Genomic DNA, 16,242 nt, shown 5'->3' with positions numbered 1-16,242 from the left:
ATGCGTGTTCACGGGGTTTTCTCATTTTTGATTTACTCTAATTTCATGCATTTTCGAGACGGTTGCTCAACCGTTGCTCAACCTTTTTGAGCTCCTCATCATATTACTCATTTTGCTTGTGTATGATTCTGTCAAAATCAGAGAATACTTTCTGCGTGCGATTAAATTCTTTATATTCAGTAACTGCTTTCTTATCAGCTTGTAATTTTGAAATATGACCTTTATTAGTGAGCACTTCGTATTCGTTGAAAGATAGGAATTTATCTACGCTTTCAGCGAAGGCTTTCATGGTGAAAGTATGTTTCCGTTCGATGATGCCTTCGATGTAATCAAAGAAGGCAGAAACAGTTCGTTCTAGTTTGCGTATTTCGTCGGCTGTTAAATAATTTTTTGCGATAGTTACATCAGATTTATGAATACGCCCATGAGGGGAGCTTTTCCAAGTTTGCAATCCCATGTGTGGTTTATCTCTATCAGCGGTATCATAAATAATTTCCGCCGCAGTTTTGCCTGTGATGGCATAATGGAATTTATTTTGCACCATCGCGTAAAATTGGCGAGTGAAAGGATCCTGTACATCGTAGTCAATAGAGCATTCTGCGAATATATCTGTAATTTGTTGATAAATTTGACGTTCGCTAGCTCGAATGGATTGAACTCTACGTAAAAGTTCTTTAAAATAGTTTTGACCGAATGGAGTACCATTCTTCAACATATCGTCATTGAGGGCAAACCCTTTCACAATATACTCACGTAATACCTTTGTAGCCCAAATGCGGAATTGTGTAGCCTCCTTGGAGTTTACACGGTATCCAACAGCGATGATGGCGTCTAGGTTGTACAGTTTTACTGTTGAGCTTTGCGTTTTCTGGGCTAAAGCTCCGTGTTTAGTGGTTATTGCAATTTCTGCAATAACCACTGATTCATCTAATTCGTTGGATTCAAAGATATTTTTTAAATGGCGACTGACAGAAGATAAAGATACTCCGAACAACGTCGCCATATCTTTTTGTGTCATCCAAAATGTTTCGTCTTTAAATAGAACATTGGTAGAAATATTTTCTTGTCCTGATTGGTAGATGATTACATCTCCATGTAAAGCAGAATCGATAGGAATCATGGTAGGCCTCCTTGGTGTCATGTACTGCTCTTTCTCTTACTTATATTACATCTCATTAGCGGGGCAAAGTCAAGAAGAGATGGGATAGTATTTATATAGAGGCAGAGATATCTAAAGTATTAGGGGTAGAGTGATATTGAAAATCTATTAAATCTATGGGATAATAGAATAAATAAAAAATCGCTGTTGGTCTACTGGCACGACGATAACATATAAACAAACACTTAAGTGTTGAAGCAGTGTTAAAACAAACAGTAAAACAAGTAGTAAGGTTACATATTATAATTCATAAGGAGATACGATGGAACGCATTTTTAAACTACAAAATTTGAATTGTGCTAATTGCGCTAGCGTGATTGAAGCAAAATTAAATCAACTAGAATCTGTGTCAGCAGCAACTTTCACGCTTGGCACCCAGCAATTGCGTATTACCTCTAGTATAGAAGATACAGATATGTTACGAGATCAAATCCAAGCGGTGTGCGATGCTACGGAAGATGGTGTAGTAGTGGTACCATTTGTGCGTGCACCTAAAAAAGCACAACAAGTAGAGGATGACCATGAGCATAATTCTAGTTTAGCGGGGATTATTATAGGCGCTATCGTGATAGTGGTAGCAGAGTTTACAAATTGGGTGCCAGAGCAATACCTGACTCCATTATTAATTGTAACCTTTGTTATATTAGGTTGGCGCATTGCATGGGCAGCGATTAAAAATGTTATGAAAGGTAAATTATTCGATGAAAACTTCTTGATGTCTGTTGCTACTATTGGTGCGTTAATTATTGGTGAATATGTAGAGGCTGTTTGGGTTATGTTGTTCTTCCAAATGGGTATTTATTTTGAGGAACGTGCTACAGAACGCAGTCGTAATGCGGTTATGGATGCAGTGGATCTTCGTCCAGAAGAAGTGCGTTTAATCGTTTGTGATGGTAGCGTGCAGGTGGTGAATCCAGAAGATGTACAAGTAGGGTCTCATATCGAAATTCGTCCTGGTGATCGTATTCCATTGGATGGCCGTATAGTAGAAGGTACTACGCGTATCGATACAGCAGCGGTAACTGGTGAACCAGTTCCAGTGAGCGCTACCGTAGGTACAGATGTGATGTCTGGGTGCATCAATGTGGATGGGCGTATTGTCTTAGAAGTAACGCATGAATTAAAAGATTCCATGGTTATGCGCATTCTTGATGCTGTAGAACATGCAGCGGCATCGAAACCAAAGATTGATCGTTTCATTACTCGTTTCTCTCGCGTATATACGCCAATCGTAGTGGCATTGGCGATTATCGTTGCCGTAGTACCTCCTCTATTCACAGGAGAATGGCAATATTGGATTTATACAGCGTTAACATTCTTAGTTGTATCTTGCCCATGTGCTCTTGTATTGTCTGTGCCTTTGGCATTCTTCTCTGGTATCGGTGCTGGTTCTAAACAAGGTATCTTGTTCAAAGGTGGTAAAGCGATCGAGGCTATGAGTCGTGTGAAAGCGATTGCCTTCGATAAAACAGGTACTATCACAACAGGCACTTTCAACGTACAAACAGTAGAAGTAACTGGTACTTATACAGATAATGAAGTGTTGCAATATGCAGCGGCTCTAGAAGCTGGTTCTACACACCCGATTGCTATGTCCATTGTAGAAGAAGTACAGCGTAGAGGAGTAGAGTTTAATACGGCTAAGGATGTAAAAGAAATCTCTGGTCATGGTATGGTAGGCATTGTAGAAGGCCATACCGTATTGGTTGGTAATGGTCGTTTATTAGAAACAGAACATGTAACGGTACCAACCATTGAACATGTATATGGTAGTGAAGTATTCGTAGCTATTGATGGTCAATATGTAGGTCGTATCGTCATTGCCGATGCTGTGAAAGAGGATTCTAAAGAGGCTATCCGTCGTATGAATGGAAAAGGATATCATACAGTGATGCTTACAGGTGATGTGGCATCCAGTGCGAACCATATTGCCCAAGAAGTAGGTATCCAAGGTGTGCGTGCCGAGTTATTACCACAAGATAAATTAGAAGTGGTGCAATCTCTTCGCAACGAGCATGGCTCTGTCATGTTCGTAGGTGATGGTATCAATGACGCTCCTGTGTTGACAGGTGCTGATGTAGGCGGTGCCATGGGTAGCGGTGCAGATTCTGCCATCGAAGCAGCAGACGTAGTATACATGAACTCCAACCTAGATTCCGTATGGCGTTCTTTAAGTATTGCAGAACGTACCTTGTCCATTGCATGGCAAAATATTTTCTTCGCTATTGCTGTAAAAATTATCGTTATGGTGGCCGGTGTATTTGGCTTTGCAAATATGTGGGTGGCAGTTTTTGCGGATACAGGGGTATCTATTCTTTGCATCTTTAACTCTGTCCGTATTTTCTACAGTAAATAATATACGTCCTCCTACTAGCATGTACGTCCAACTATGTAGCGGGAGGCATTGTGATATCTTCCCTACTTGTAGTTATACAAGATATATGTCACTACATAACAAGTATACAGCGAAGAGGACTTGGCCATTAGGCTAAGTCCTCTTTATCGTGTAGGGGCATAGTCTACCAACTCATTTTGTCCTATAACCTTGAAAGCCAGCAGAACATAGGGGCTGCTGGCTTTTGTGTATAGATCTACTTGTGTTGGTTTAGAAGTAATTTGTCGTTTTGTGTCATCCAAAATGTTTCGTCTTTAAATAGAACATTGGTAGAAATATTTTCTTGTCCTGATTGGTAGATTTGGTTATAAAAATGATTTATTTGAAAGTCTATCAAATTTATGGGATTATAGAATAAATAAAAAATCGCTGTTGGTCTACTGGCACGACGATGACATATTGTTATAAAGATGCGGTTCGAATCCGCATACAGCACTTTTTGGCACTCTAAAGTAATAGGGTGCTTTTTTTATTATCGAGGTAAGATGAAAATAGGATAAAAAATATAAATGAATACACAATCATATGTTGACAAAATAGAATTTTATAGATATAATAAAAATATGAACAAACACTCAAGTGTTAAAGCAGTGTTAAAACAAACTTTAAAACAAGTAGTAAGGTTACATATTAGAATTTATAAGGAGATACGATGGAACGCATTTTTACATTACAAAATTTGAACTGTGCAAATTGCGCTAGTGTCATTGAAGAAAAATTAAATCAACTAGAATCTGTGTCGGCAGCGACTTTCACAATTGGTACGAAACAATTGCGGATTACTTCTACCGTAGAAGATATGGATGCTTTGCAAGAACAAATCCAAGCGGTTTGTGATGCTACAGAAGATGGTGTTGTGGTGGTACCATTTGTACGAGCTTCGAAAAAAGCAAAGCAAGATGATCATGACCATGAACACAATGCAAGTTTATCTGCCATAATCGTTGGTGCTATCGTGATGGCAGTGGCAGAGCTTACGAATTGGGTACCAGAACAATATATGACTCCATTGTTAATCGTAACCTTTGTTGTATTAGGATGGCGTATTGTATGGGCAGCTGTTAAAAATGGTATGAAAGGTAAATTCTTTGACGAGAATTTCTTGATGTCTATTGCTACTATCGGTGCTTTAATCATCGGTGAATATGCAGAGGCCGTAGGCGTTATGTTGTTCTTCCAAGTAGGGATTTATTTTGAAGAACGTGCTACAGAGCGCAGCCGTAATGCGGTCATGGATGCAGTGGATCTTCGCCCAGAAGAAGTACGTTTAATCGCTTGTGACGGTAGCGTACAAGTGGTAAATCCAGAAGATGTACAAGTAGGATCTCATATCGAAATTCGCCCTGGTGACCGTATTCCGTTGGATGGTCGCGTAGTAGAAGGCACTACACGTATCGACACAGCAGCGGTGACAGGGGAACCTGTTCCTGTAAGTGCTACGGTAGGTACAGAAGTGATGTCTGGTTGTATCAACGTGGATGGTCGTATTGTCTTAGAAGTGACTCACGAATTAAAAGATTCCATGGTTATGCGTATTCTTGATGCCGTGGAAAATGCAGCGGCATCTAAACCAAAGATTGACCGTTTCATTACTCGTTTCTCTCGAGTATATACACCAATCGTAGTGGCATTGGCGATCATCGTTGCTGTAGTGCCACCTCTATTTACAGGAGAATGGCAATATTGGATTTATACAGCTTTAACTTTCTTAGTTGTATCTTGTCCATGCGCCTTAGTATTATCTGTGCCATTGGCATTCTTCTCTGGCATTGGAGCTGGTTCTCGACAAGGTATCTTGTTCAAAGGTGGTAAAGCAATCGAGGCTATGAGCCGTGTGAAAGCTATTGCATTTGATAAAACTGGTACCATCACAACTGGTACTTTCAACGTACAAACAGTAGAAGTAGCTAGTGGCTATACAGAAAACGAAGTGTTGGAATATGCAGCAGCCTTAGAAGCCGTATCTACACACCCAATTGCGATGTCTATCGTAGAAGAAGTAAAACGTAGAGGGGTAGAGTTTACTACGGCCAAGGATGTAAAAGAAATTTCCGGTCATGGCATGGTAGGCACCGTAGAAGGTCATACTGTATTAGTCGGCAATGGTCGTTTGTTGGCGAAAGAAAATATTGCAACCCCATTGATTGATTATGTGTATGGTAGTGAAGTATTCGTAGCTGTTGATGGTCAATACGTAGGCCGTATCATCATCGCTGACGCTTTAAAAGCTGATTCTAAGGAAGCCATTCGTCGCATGAACGGCAAAGGATATCAAACAGTGATGCTTACAGGTGATGTGGCAGCTAGTGCAAAGTATATTGCTCAACAAGTAGGTATCCAAGGAGTACGTGCTGAGTTATTACCACAAGATAAATTAGAAGTGGTACAGTCTCTACGTAATGATCGTGGTTCTGTTATGTTCGTAGGTGATGGCATCAACGATGCGCCTGTATTGACAGGTGCTGACGTAGGCGGTGCTATGGGTAGTGGTGCAGATTCTGCCATCGAAGCAGCAGACGTAGTATATATGAACTCCAACCTAGATTCTGTATGGCGTTCCTTAAGTATTGCGGATCGTACTTTGTCTATTGCATGGCAAAATATATTCTTCGCTATTGCTGTAAAAATCATCGTTATGGTAGCAGGTGTATTTGGTTTTGCTAATATGTGGGTAGCTATCTTTGCAGATACAGGGGTATCCATTCTTTGTATCTTGAACTCTATCCGTATATTCTACAGCAAATAATATACGTCCTCCTGCTAGCATGTACGCCCAACTATGTAGCAGGAGGTATTGTGATATCTTCCCTACTTGTAGTCATACAAGGCATATATCACTACATAACAACTATACAGCAAAAAGGACTTGGTATTAGGCCAGGTCCTTTTTGTTGTACATGGGGATCGTATTTACTCCTATACATTGATTGAGTGGAAATAGTGAAAGGTTGTTAGTAACTTTCACAAGAAATCATAAAAAAATTGACGAATTGGCCTCGATTGATTAAGATAAAGGGTAGGGTTATTAAGACGTTAAGGAGGTGTCACATGTTAACGGTACACAAACACGTAGAGGGGGAATTGTTTACAGATTCCACTGTACAAGATGCTACAAAAGGTTCATGGATAAATTTGGTGAACCCAGACCCCGATGAGTTGGCTATCGTCAATATGATGACACAGATTCCAACGGATGTACTAAAAGCAGCTTTGGATACGGAAGAACGATCTCACGTGGAAATTGAAGATGAATATATCTTTGTGGTTATTAATATTCCGGTACTGCGTGGATCTGACGTATATGATGCAGTACCTTTGGGTGTCTTTGTAACAGAAGATTTCTTTATTACGATCTGTTTAGAAGAAGCAGAAGTGCTCTATCCGTTCTTGAGCAATCAAATGCCAACCTTTTATACCTTTAAAAAGACACGGTTCTTATTCCAAATCATGTATCGCACAGCGGTATTATATTTGCGATACTTACAACAAATCGACCGCCGTACGGATGACATTGAAAAAACATTACGACATACGACACGGAATAAAGATTTGTTCCAATTGTTGGAATTACAAAAATCCATGACCTATTTTACCTCTGCACTGCGTGGTAATGGTACGGTAATGGAACGGATTTTACGTATTCGTCGTCATGATGATGTGCGATACTTATTAAAAATCTATGAAGAAGATGAAGATTTATTAGAAGATGTGATCATTGAGAATAAACAGGCTGTGGAAATGGTTGAAATGTATTCTAATATTTTGATGAATATGATGAATGCCTTTACCTCTATTATTTCTAACAATTTGAACTTAGTTATGAAATTATTGGCAGCCATGACAATTATGTTAGCTGTACCAACGGCCATCTTTAGCTTGTGGGGTATCAACGTGCCGGTGCCATTTGCTGATACGGAATATGGCTTTGAGTATGTGATTGGTATTGGCATAAGCTTTGCAGCGCTGGCAGGCTATTGGCTTTGGAAAAACGATTTCTTTTAATTGCATAGTAAAATGGAACACACCTAAGGGGACTCCCGGGGGTGTGTTTTCTTATGTCACGATTCAGGTTAATTATGAAAGTTTCTTATATCTATCTTTAAAAGTCATGAATATTATACAAAATGAATAAAATTACTATATAGATATTTTTCAATTTGTGTAAAAGCGATGATTTAAAATGATATAAATCACAGATAAATGCCTAGAAATGTACATTTTCAAACAAGTATGCATTCCATGTCTTGCAATATTCGCATTTGTCATTTGACAATTTTGATAAAAGAATTTAACATATTTATGTAATATCTATAATATAGGTGGGCGTAGATATTGACTATGAATACCTTAAATAAGGGAAGAATATTTTGGGGGAGATATTGCTAAAAGTTGTATAGGGTTATGGGCAAGATGGAGCAAGATTGTCTAAACTATAGCCCTTGATAACTTAATGTAGATCCACCCAAAGGGTGGCTTTTCTTTTTTTGGTATGTATTAATTACATCAATGTATGCTCACTAACATTAAGGGAAGGATGTGGATGATTGAAAACTATACTAAGTAAGGTGTCACAATTGCTAGTCACCTTAATAGGGGTTACATTTCTGACATTTTGCTTGACCTACATTGCTCCTGGGGATCCAGCTTTGATGGTGTTGGAAGCAGGGGACACTATTGTGTCGCAGGAAATGATTGATGCTACACGAAAAGAGATGGGCTTAGATCGGCCTTTTATGGAACAGTATGTACACTGGGTAGCAGGTGCCGCACAAGGTGACTTGGGAATTTCCTATTCAGGGAAAAAACCAGTGACCGACAAATTATTAGAAGGCTTGGGTGGTACGGCTTTATTAGCAGTGTCAGCCTTTGCACTAAATGTGCTCATTTCCATACCAATGGGGATTTATTCGGCTGTGAAAGCAAATAAACTACCAGATTTTATTATTCGATTTTTTGCCTTTGTGAATGTATCCATGCCAAGTTTCTGGTTAGGTATGATTCTGCTGTACATCTTCGGTTTGAAATTGCACTGGGTACCGATTGCCACATCAGTGATTAGTTTTAAAGCCTTGATTTTACCAGCTATTACATTGGCTTCTGTTATGTCTGCAAAGTTTACGCGCCAAGTACGGACTGTGATTATCGAGGAGTTGCATCAAGATTATGTGATGGGGGCTCGTGCTCGAGGCATGAGTGAATCGCAAATTTTGTGGAAACATGTATTGCCAAATGCTTTATTACCATTGATTACGATCATGGGTATGGGTATCGGTTGGCTCTTGGCAGGGGCTGCGGTTATCGAAATCGTATTCTCTTGGCCAGGTATGGGTAAAATGGCAGTCTATGCCATTGCCATGCGCGACTATCCATTCATTGAAGGCTTTGTATTGTGGGTGGCTCTTATTTATACAGCTATCAACTTCTTAGTAGACATATCCTACTCTATATTAGATCCACGATTGAAAGGGAGGGGATAAGATGAAAGAATTTATTTTGCAACACAAACGCTTTTCTTTCTACTCCCTCTTAGTGGCTATCGTAGTAGGAATTGCTATATTTGCTCCTTATATCACACCGCATGATGCGTTCAATGCAGATATGTCAAAAGCTTTCTTAAAGCCCTCTGCAGATCATCTGATGGGTACTGATAAATTGGGGCGTGACACGTTCTCCCGTATTATTTACGGCACACAAACTTCCTTATTTATGACAATTATTCTAGTGATTCTAACAGCCATTGTTGGTACAGTAGTGGGAATTTTGTCTGGATTCTTTGGAGGCAAAGTAGAACTTGTATTGATGCGCTTTACAGATATTATGTTATCCTTCCCAGGGGTGGTATTGGCCATTGCCATTGCCGGCATTATGGGGGGTAGCGCCATCAATGCGATCTTGGCTCTCGTGGTGGTGAGCTGGGCGAAATACGCACGAATGATCCGTTCTGCAGTGATTAAACTTCGCCATAACGATTTCATTGCGGCAGCTAGAGTGAATGGAACAAAACAAATGACCATTTTATGGCGCCATATTTTACCAAATGTTCTGCCTTTAATTGTTATCACAGGGGCCATGGATATCGGGACTATGATGATGGAAGTTGCGGGACTTTCCTTCTTGGGCTTTGGGGCACAGCCTCCGACGCCAGAATGGGGCTTAATGCTCAATGAGAACCGTCAATATATGTTATCGTCACCAGAATTGATGTTATATCCAGGGTTAGCCATTTTCATTGTGGTTACCATCTTCAATTTATGGGGCGATTCGCTGCGGGATATCTTGGATCCACGTAGTACAGATTCACATTAATGTGTTAGTAGTAAGTTTTATAGAAAGGAACTGAAGATGAAACAAAGTTGGAAAAAATGGCTTCGTAATGCTACATTTGGCGTTATGGCAGTAGCAGCATTAGGTGTGATTGCAGGTTGTGGTAGCGACAATGCGGCACCAGCCGACAAAAGTGTATTAAAAATTGGGGTTACAAACTTCGCAGACACATTGGAGCCAACACAAAACTACTTTGGTTGGGTTGTTATGCGTTACGGTATTGGCGAAACATTAGCTAAATTTGATGATAAAATGAATACACAACCTTGGTTGGCGGAAAGCTGGTCTGTATCTGACGATAAATTGACTTGGACTTTTAAAATCAACGACAAAGCTAAATTCTCCAATGGTAATAAAGTAACGGCAGAAGCGGTAAAAGAATCCATTGAGCGTGCTTTCGAGAAAAATAAACGTGCTGCTACATTCTTCAAATACACAGATATCAAAGCAGAAGGTCAAAACTTGATCATCACCACAGATAAAGCGTATCCAAATGTACCTGGTTTCTTGGCTGACCCATTATTTATCATCGTAGATGTGTCCGCTGAAAAAGCTGGCCGTGACTTCGCGAAAGAAGGTCCTATCGGTACTGGCCCGTACAAAGTGAAATCTTTCACTAAAGAAAAAGCAGTGGTAGAAGCTAACGAAAATTACTGGGATGGGGAAGTTCCTTTCAAAACAGTAGAAATTCCATCTATCGATGACCCTACAACTCGTGCATTAGCATTGCAAAATGGCGACGTAGATATGGCAGTTAATATCGGCGCTGGCGACATTGAAACTATGCGTAATGACAGCAAATTCAAAGTAGATGAAATCGCATCCTTGCGTACGGTATTAGCTCGTATTAACCAAAAAGGTGTATTAGGTGACGAAAAAGTTCGTGCTGCCTTCATCAGCGGTACTGACCGTAAATCCTACAACGAAGTATTGTTGAAAGGTACGTTCATTCCTGGTAAAGCACCAATTCCACCAAGCTTGGATTATGGTTTCGATGGTTTGAAAGACCCTAATGCATACAATCCTGAACGTTCTAAACAATTATTGGCAGAAGCAGGTTGGAAAGATACAAATGGTGATGGATTTGTAGATAAAGATGGTAAGAACTTAGAAGTGCGTTTCGTAGTATACAACAGTCGTCAAGAACTTCCAATCTATGCAGAAGCAGTTCAATCCGATATGAAAAAAATCGGTATTAAAGTAAACATCGAAACTGTGGACTATAACTTAATTGATAAAATGGGTATCGATGGCGACTATGACTTGTTGATCTCCAACATCGTAACAGCGAACACTGGTGACCCAGAAATCTTCTTAAAATGGTACTGGAAAACTAACGTGAATGGTGAAAACCCTCAAAATGGTTCTGGTTACAGCAACCCTAAATATGATGCCATCATGGATCAATTGGCAGTTGAATTCGACAAATCTAAACGTCAAAGCTTAATTATCGAAGCACAACAAATCTTATTGAATGATGGGGCAGCATTGTTCTTAGGTTACCCTAAAACAAATCTTGTCAATAACACTTGGTTAACAAATGTAGTGATGTATCCAACAGACTACTACTGGTTAACGAAAGATATTAAACCAGCAAAATAATCCTTTGTAGATGTCCGCAACAATCGGGAGGCACAGTGCCTCCCCTTGTTGCATGTAGCAGTAACTTTCAGTACCATACTCACGAAATAGTCAGAAAGGATCTATATGTTACTTAGTATTAAAAATTTAGCCGTTACCTACGGAAATAATCCAAATCCTACGATTGCAGGAGTTAACTTAGACCTAGCTGAAGGGGAGATAGTTTCCATTGTAGGGGAGTCCGGCAGTGGTAAGACTACGGTCATCCGTGCCCTATTAGGGGTATTGCCCAATACAGGTCGTGTGTCTGAAGGCAGCATTACCTTTGACGGTCAAGATTTACTATCTTTTTCCACAAAAGACTGGTTAGACTTACGGGGCAATCATATTGCTATGATTTTCCAAGATAGTGGCAATATGATGAATCCTATCCAAACTATCGGGAAGCAATTTGTAGAGTTTATTCAATTGCATAGTACGATGTCTAAACAAGAGGCAGAGGCAAAAGCTATCGAAATGTTGGCTCTTACCAATTTGCCACATCCTGAGGCCATCATGAAGGCCTATCCATTTGAGCTCAGTGGCGGTATGCGCCAACGTGTAGGGATTGCCATGGCCATCACATTCTCTCCTAAGTTATTATTGGGGGATGAACCTACATCGGCCCTAGATGTAACAACACAAGCGCAAATTGTAGAAGAATTATTGCGCATTAACCGTGAAAATAAAACGTCTATGATCATTGTAACTCATAATATTGGTGTAGCAGCTCATATGTCTGATAAAATCATGGTGATGAAACAAGGGGCTGTGGTGGAATATGGGCCAGCTGAGGAAATCATTCGCAACCCACAAGCGGAGTATACGAAGCAATTGCTCAGTGCAGTGCCAGAAATTGGAGGAAAACGCTATGTCTGATATTATTATGCAAATTCAAGATATTGTGAAAGAATTTCCTCTCGCTGACGGTTCTACGTTGCGTGCATGTAATGGCATTTCCATCGATGTAGAGCGAGGCGAAACCTTAGCTATCGTAGGGGAGTCTGGCTGTGGTAAGTCCACCTTGGTGAAAACGATCATGAACATGCATGAGCCTACCTCGGGGTCAGTGATGTTCCGAGGCAAGGATATTACGAAATTGAAAGGCGAAGAAAAACGCCAAAATTATCGTCATATTCAAATGGTATTCCAAGATCCAACAGCCGCTTTCAATCCGAAGATGAAAGTGCGTGATATCATTTGTGAACCATTGCGCAATTTTGGGTTAATTAACAAAGCTGATGTAGATGCAAAGGCTCGTGAACTGTTAAAAATGGTAGATCTACCAGAGGATTTTGCAGGGCGCTATCCAAACAATATGAGTGGCGGTCAACGTCAACGTGTGGCCATCGCTAGAGCCTTGGCATTGGAACCAGAAATCATCGTCTGCGATGAAGCTACGAGTGCTCTTGACGTGTCTGTACAAGATACCATCATCGAACTATTGGTACGCTTGCAAAAAGAAAAGGGTATTACCTACTTATTTATCTGTCATGATTTGGCATTAGTCCATTTATTCTGCCACAAAGTGGTGGTCATGTATAAAGGGGAAGTAGTGGAACGCCTCAGTGGAGATGCCTTAGCAGATGCGCAGCATCCGTACACAAAACAATTATTGAGCGCTGTCTATAATTTAGATCGCTAATCAGTTGGTGATGGCAATATTCAACAGCTGAATAGATTGTTTTGCAAAGTAGTACACAATCTATGAATAATAGATATTTGTTATATATGAACATCTTTTGATATAATAAATGTATTAAATGGTGTGTGAATAGAATGTTTCAAGAGGAACACCTAGGTGTTCCTCTTTTTTGTGAGGGTAAGATGGAAGAACGATTGACCTATAAAGATTATTTAAAAGTGACAATTCCATTTATGGTTTCTACGGTGACCCAACCTTTATTAGGGGCGGTGAATACTGGGATTATGGGGCATATGGATAATGCCATGTACATCGCAGCAGTGGCGCTAGGCGTAATCTTATTCAACAATATGTATTGGCTCTTTGGCTTTTTGCGAGTAGCCACCACGGTGTTTTCCGCACAGGCTTTGGGGGAACAATCGAGGGAAAGTACATCACTCAGTTTCTTCCGACCTCTCATTATTGCTTTACTGATTAGTGCAGCCTTTATCGTGGGATACCCTTGGATTTTTGATTACTATGCAAGCTTTATGCATCCCGATCCAGAGGTCATTGCGTTGATGGCAGATTACACAGATATTTTAATATGGGGAGCTCCCTTCGTATTGGTGAACTATGTTACCTTAGGCTGGCTTATGGGGCAGATGATGATTCGTGCTACGATGATTATGCAAATTTCAATGAATGTGCTAAATATTTTCTTGTCCTTTCTCTTTGTATTTGGTTTTGACTTTGGAGTAAAAGGGGTCGCTTGGGCCTCTTTGATTTCCCAAATTTATGCGTTCTTAGTAGGGCTTGGCGCCATGTACTTAGTTCGTGATCGCTTAGACCTAACTTCTCGTATGTGGAATACTTTGAAACAGGTGAAACCATTCCTATCCATTATGAAAGTCAACACAGATCTTATGCTACGTACCTTGTGCTTGCTAACCATTAATAATCTATTTGCCCAAGCAGGCAGTGCTATGGGTAGTGATGTCCTAGCTACGAATGCGGTGATCTTAGAGATTATTTTTATCTTGGCATACTTTACAGATGGACAGGCTAATGGGGTCAGCGTATTTACTGGAAAAGCATTTGGAAAACGTGACTTGGTGCTTTGGAAAGATACGTTGAAGATTTCCCTGCAATGCTTAGCGGTATTTGTGGTCATTGTAGAAATCGTGCTGGGATTATTTCGTAATGATGTCATTATGGTTATGACCTCAGTACCAGAGATTTACACGATGGCCTTGGAATATTCCCATTATCTATTGCTCTATCCTATCTGTGCAGCAGTAGGATTATTATTATATGGTATGTACAATGGCATTGGTCAGACTGCATCTATCCGGAATATGATGTTCATTGCAGTGGTCTTCTTTGTAGGCATGCAAGAATTGCTTATCCCTCCATTCGGTAATGACGGCATATGGATGACCTATGTGCTCACGTACCTATTAGAATCTATCATTTTAGTATTGTTCTTGCCGTTGGCAAAAAAACGGTTTTCCTTAGCGGTCTAATATGTTTCTAATGAAAATTGCTGTTTTACAAAATAGCGTAATCAATAGTAGATAGATGTTTTACATTCTAGTTGGCACAACAATATGCCATAAAGAATATCTTAATGATAATTAAAAACATATACAGTTGATATTACTATAAAAAGGCGCTACCGATGAGCGAATTTGCTTAAGGTAGCGCCTTTTTGCGTTTGTTTATGGTATTAATGCTGATGTTCCAAAATCAATGGTTCTGTAATATGGTAAAAGTATCGTGACATGTCCTCAATGGAATACTCTCGACCAGTTTCCAGCCACCAAAGAACCATTTCTACAAAAGATCCTGCAATGTGATTAGAGATAAAATCATGAGGGATATTGTTGTGTGGACAAGTTTGATTGTTTAAGAAATGACTTTGGATGAGTTCTTTCAGACTGCTCTTGAAATGACGTAGGAAGAGTTCGTTACTTTCACAGGAAAGAAGACCCAAAATATTATTATCGTTGTCCTTTAAATGCTGCAAGATGTGGAGGAAGATAGCTTCCTTGATGTGGCTGTTTTTATATAAGCCATGAGCATGGGAGAAGTCTGATGCAGTGTCGATAATATGAGAGAATAATTCGTGACAGAGCGCTTCTAATAGATCTTCTTTTGTTTCAAAGTGTGCGTAAAATGTACTACGGCCAATGAGGGCTTCATCGATAATGTCTTGCACGATGATAGCATTATAATTTTTATGTTCTAAAAGCCTAACAAAGGCGTCGAAAATAGCTTTTCTAGTTTTCATTTGTCGTTTATCCATAATTCCTCCTTACATATATGAATCAAACAAAATGAGATACTTGTTCAATATAGGATATTTTTCTATATATGTTTCGTAAATAACAAAATTAAAAAAGTGATTCTTGTCAAATCTTTTAATTTCACTATACTAATAGTATATCATAAGTGACAAAGTGTTTCATATCTTTGTTATTATGAAAGATAGTTTAGATTTTTAACTGAGAGCATCTACTACAAAGACTGGGTGTAGTGATGACTTTCAGCCATATAAAGTAAGAGATTAGAGAGGATGTGTTCTTATGTTAGAACGAATTGATGCGATTATGAGCAGTACTACTGCCACCGTAATTACAGGAGCCATGTTTTTAGCCGTTGCACTACAGACAAAGGTTGATGTGTCTAGTTGGATTCATACATCTTGGACTGCGATTTTGACATACCACGCTGGCTTATAGTTGTAACATGAATTTTCTTGTGGTATACTAATCTTATAATTGAATAAATTCGATATAATACATCGATTCGATGAAAGGAGTATACTATGAAAGAAATTTTAGGCTTCCATTTACATCATTGTCCATATTGCGCTAACGCATTCCGCGCTATCGAAGAATTGCAAGCAGAAAACCCTGCGTTCAAAGAAATCAAAATTAACTGGGTAGAAGATCAAGATGCTGTAGAATTGTTCAAAACACATCCATACGAATACTATCCAAATTTGTGGTTTGATTTGGACAAACAATATGAGGCACAACCTGGTGAAAGTTACGAACAAACAAAATCTTTAATCAAAGCAGTGTTTGAGAAAGCGATTCAATAATCGATTTTACT

The 16,242-nt window shown here is 39.5% G+C and carries 13 protein-coding genes; 11 read left to right on the top strand and 2 right to left on the bottom strand.

All coding sequences use genetic code 11. The annotated features are described in order from the left end of the window. Positions 1 to 103: 103 nt before the first annotated feature. Positions 104 to 1,120, bottom strand: a complete 1,017-nt coding sequence (locus EO111_RS05940; RefSeq protein WP_127010995.1) for a virulence RhuM family protein — start codon at positions 1,118 to 1,120, stop codon at positions 104 to 106. Between the two features lie 301 nt (positions 1,121 to 1,421). Between EO111_RS05940 and EO111_RS05935 the strand changes: the two genes are divergently transcribed. The 9 genes from EO111_RS05935 (at position 1,422) to EO111_RS05895 (ending at position 14,648) form a co-directional block, all read left to right on the top strand. Next, complete coding sequence (locus tag EO111_RS05935; protein WP_127010994.1) at positions 1,422 to 3,515, top strand: heavy metal translocating P-type ATPase; 2,094 nt, start codon at positions 1,422 to 1,424, stop codon at positions 3,513 to 3,515. 691 nt (positions 3,516 to 4,206) lie between these two features. Then, positions 4,207 to 6,300, top strand: a complete 2,094-nt coding sequence (locus EO111_RS05930; RefSeq protein WP_127010993.1) for a heavy metal translocating P-type ATPase — start codon at positions 4,207 to 4,209, stop codon at positions 6,298 to 6,300. Positions 6,301 to 6,602: 302 nt separating this feature from the next. Beyond that, a complete protein-coding gene (locus EO111_RS05925; protein WP_127010992.1) occupies positions 6,603 to 7,556 on the top strand; it encodes a magnesium transporter CorA family protein in 954 nt (317 codons plus the stop codon). A gap of 542 nt (positions 7,557 to 8,098) precedes the next feature. Next, complete coding sequence (gene nikB / locus EO111_RS05920) at positions 8,099 to 9,031, top strand: nickel ABC transporter permease (RefSeq protein WP_127010991.1); 933 nt, start codon at positions 8,099 to 8,101, stop codon at positions 9,029 to 9,031. Between the two features lies 1 nt (position 9,032). Further along, positions 9,033 to 9,860, top strand: a complete 828-nt coding sequence (gene nikC, locus EO111_RS05915) for a nickel transporter permease (protein ID WP_127010990.1) — start codon at positions 9,033 to 9,035, stop codon at positions 9,858 to 9,860. A 36-nt stretch (positions 9,861 to 9,896) separates the two neighbouring features. Beyond that, positions 9,897 to 11,480 (top strand): ABC transporter substrate-binding protein, encoded by a 1,584-nt coding sequence (locus tag EO111_RS05910; RefSeq protein ID WP_206168568.1) that lies wholly within the window; start codon positions 9,897 to 9,899, stop codon positions 11,478 to 11,480. A 105-nt stretch (positions 11,481 to 11,585) separates the two neighbouring features. Next, positions 11,586 to 12,377 (top strand): ABC transporter ATP-binding protein, encoded by a 792-nt coding sequence (locus EO111_RS05905; RefSeq protein WP_127010989.1) that lies wholly within the window; start codon positions 11,586 to 11,588, stop codon positions 12,375 to 12,377. Next, complete coding sequence (locus EO111_RS05900) at positions 12,370 to 13,143, top strand: ABC transporter ATP-binding protein (protein ID WP_127010988.1); 774 nt, start codon at positions 12,370 to 12,372, stop codon at positions 13,141 to 13,143. Before EO111_RS05905 ends, EO111_RS05900 begins: the two co-directional genes overlap by 8 nt. 182 nt (positions 13,144 to 13,325) lie before the next feature. Continuing rightward, the gene (locus EO111_RS05895) at positions 13,326 to 14,648 is read left to right on the top strand and encodes an MATE family efflux transporter (RefSeq protein ID WP_127010987.1); all 1,323 of its coding nucleotides are present in this window, start codon (positions 13,326 to 13,328) and stop codon (positions 14,646 to 14,648) included. A gap of 203 nt (positions 14,649 to 14,851) precedes the next feature. Here the strand turns inward: EO111_RS05895 and EO111_RS05890 are convergent, their stop codons facing one another. Next, a complete protein-coding gene (locus EO111_RS05890; RefSeq protein WP_127010986.1) occupies positions 14,852 to 15,430 on the bottom strand; it encodes a TetR/AcrR family transcriptional regulator in 579 nt (192 codons plus the stop codon). A gap of 280 nt (positions 15,431 to 15,710) precedes the next feature. Between EO111_RS05890 and EO111_RS08320 the strand changes: the two genes are divergently transcribed. Further along, on the top strand, positions 15,711 to 15,866 hold the full coding sequence (locus EO111_RS08320) for a hypothetical protein (protein WP_164723951.1): 156 nt from the start codon (positions 15,711 to 15,713) through the stop codon (positions 15,864 to 15,866). Between the two features lie 86 nt (positions 15,867 to 15,952). Further along, on the top strand, positions 15,953 to 16,231 hold the full coding sequence (locus EO111_RS05885; protein ID WP_009353288.1) for a hypothetical protein: 279 nt from the start codon (positions 15,953 to 15,955) through the stop codon (positions 16,229 to 16,231). Positions 16,232 to 16,242 lie beyond the last annotated feature (11 nt).

The organism is Veillonella sp. CHU594 (genome assembly GCF_003992265.1).
Lineage (GTDB): Bacteria > Bacillota > Negativicutes > Veillonellales > Veillonellaceae > F0422.
Note: the sequence above shows the minus strand (reverse complement) of the source record. Positions and strands in the feature narration are given on the sequence as shown.

What these genes read in the sequence shown, in the direction of transcription:
- EO111_RS05940 (WP_127010995.1), bottom strand. Translation starts at nt 1,120, where the DNA reads ATGATTCCTATCGATTCTGCTTTACATGGAGATGTAATCATCTACCAA.
- EO111_RS05935 (WP_127010994.1), top strand. Translation starts at nt 1,422, where the DNA reads ATGGAACGCATTTTTAAACTACAAAATTTGAATTGTGCTAATTGCGCT.
- EO111_RS05930 (WP_127010993.1), top strand. Translation starts at nt 4,207, where the DNA reads ATGGAACGCATTTTTACATTACAAAATTTGAACTGTGCAAATTGCGCT.
- EO111_RS05925 (WP_127010992.1), top strand. Translation starts at nt 6,603, where the DNA reads ATGTTAACGGTACACAAACACGTAGAGGGGGAATTGTTTACAGATTCC.
- nikC (WP_127010990.1), top strand. Translation starts at nt 9,033, where the DNA reads ATGAAAGAATTTATTTTGCAACACAAACGCTTTTCTTTCTACTCCCTC.
- EO111_RS05910 (WP_206168568.1), top strand. Translation starts at nt 9,897, where the DNA reads ATGAAACAAAGTTGGAAAAAATGGCTTCGTAATGCTACATTTGGCGTT.
- EO111_RS05905 (WP_127010989.1), top strand. Translation starts at nt 11,586, where the DNA reads ATGTTACTTAGTATTAAAAATTTAGCCGTTACCTACGGAAATAATCCA.
- EO111_RS05900 (WP_127010988.1), top strand. Translation starts at nt 12,370, where the DNA reads ATGTCTGATATTATTATGCAAATTCAAGATATTGTGAAAGAATTTCCT.
- EO111_RS05895 (WP_127010987.1), top strand. Translation starts at nt 13,326, where the DNA reads ATGGAAGAACGATTGACCTATAAAGATTATTTAAAAGTGACAATTCCA.
- EO111_RS05890 (WP_127010986.1), bottom strand. Translation starts at nt 15,430, where the DNA reads ATGGATAAACGACAAATGAAAACTAGAAAAGCTATTTTCGACGCCTTT.
- EO111_RS08320 (WP_164723951.1), top strand. Translation starts at nt 15,711, where the DNA reads ATGTTAGAACGAATTGATGCGATTATGAGCAGTACTACTGCCACCGTA.
- EO111_RS05885 (WP_009353288.1), top strand. Translation starts at nt 15,953, where the DNA reads ATGAAAGAAATTTTAGGCTTCCATTTACATCATTGTCCATATTGCGCT.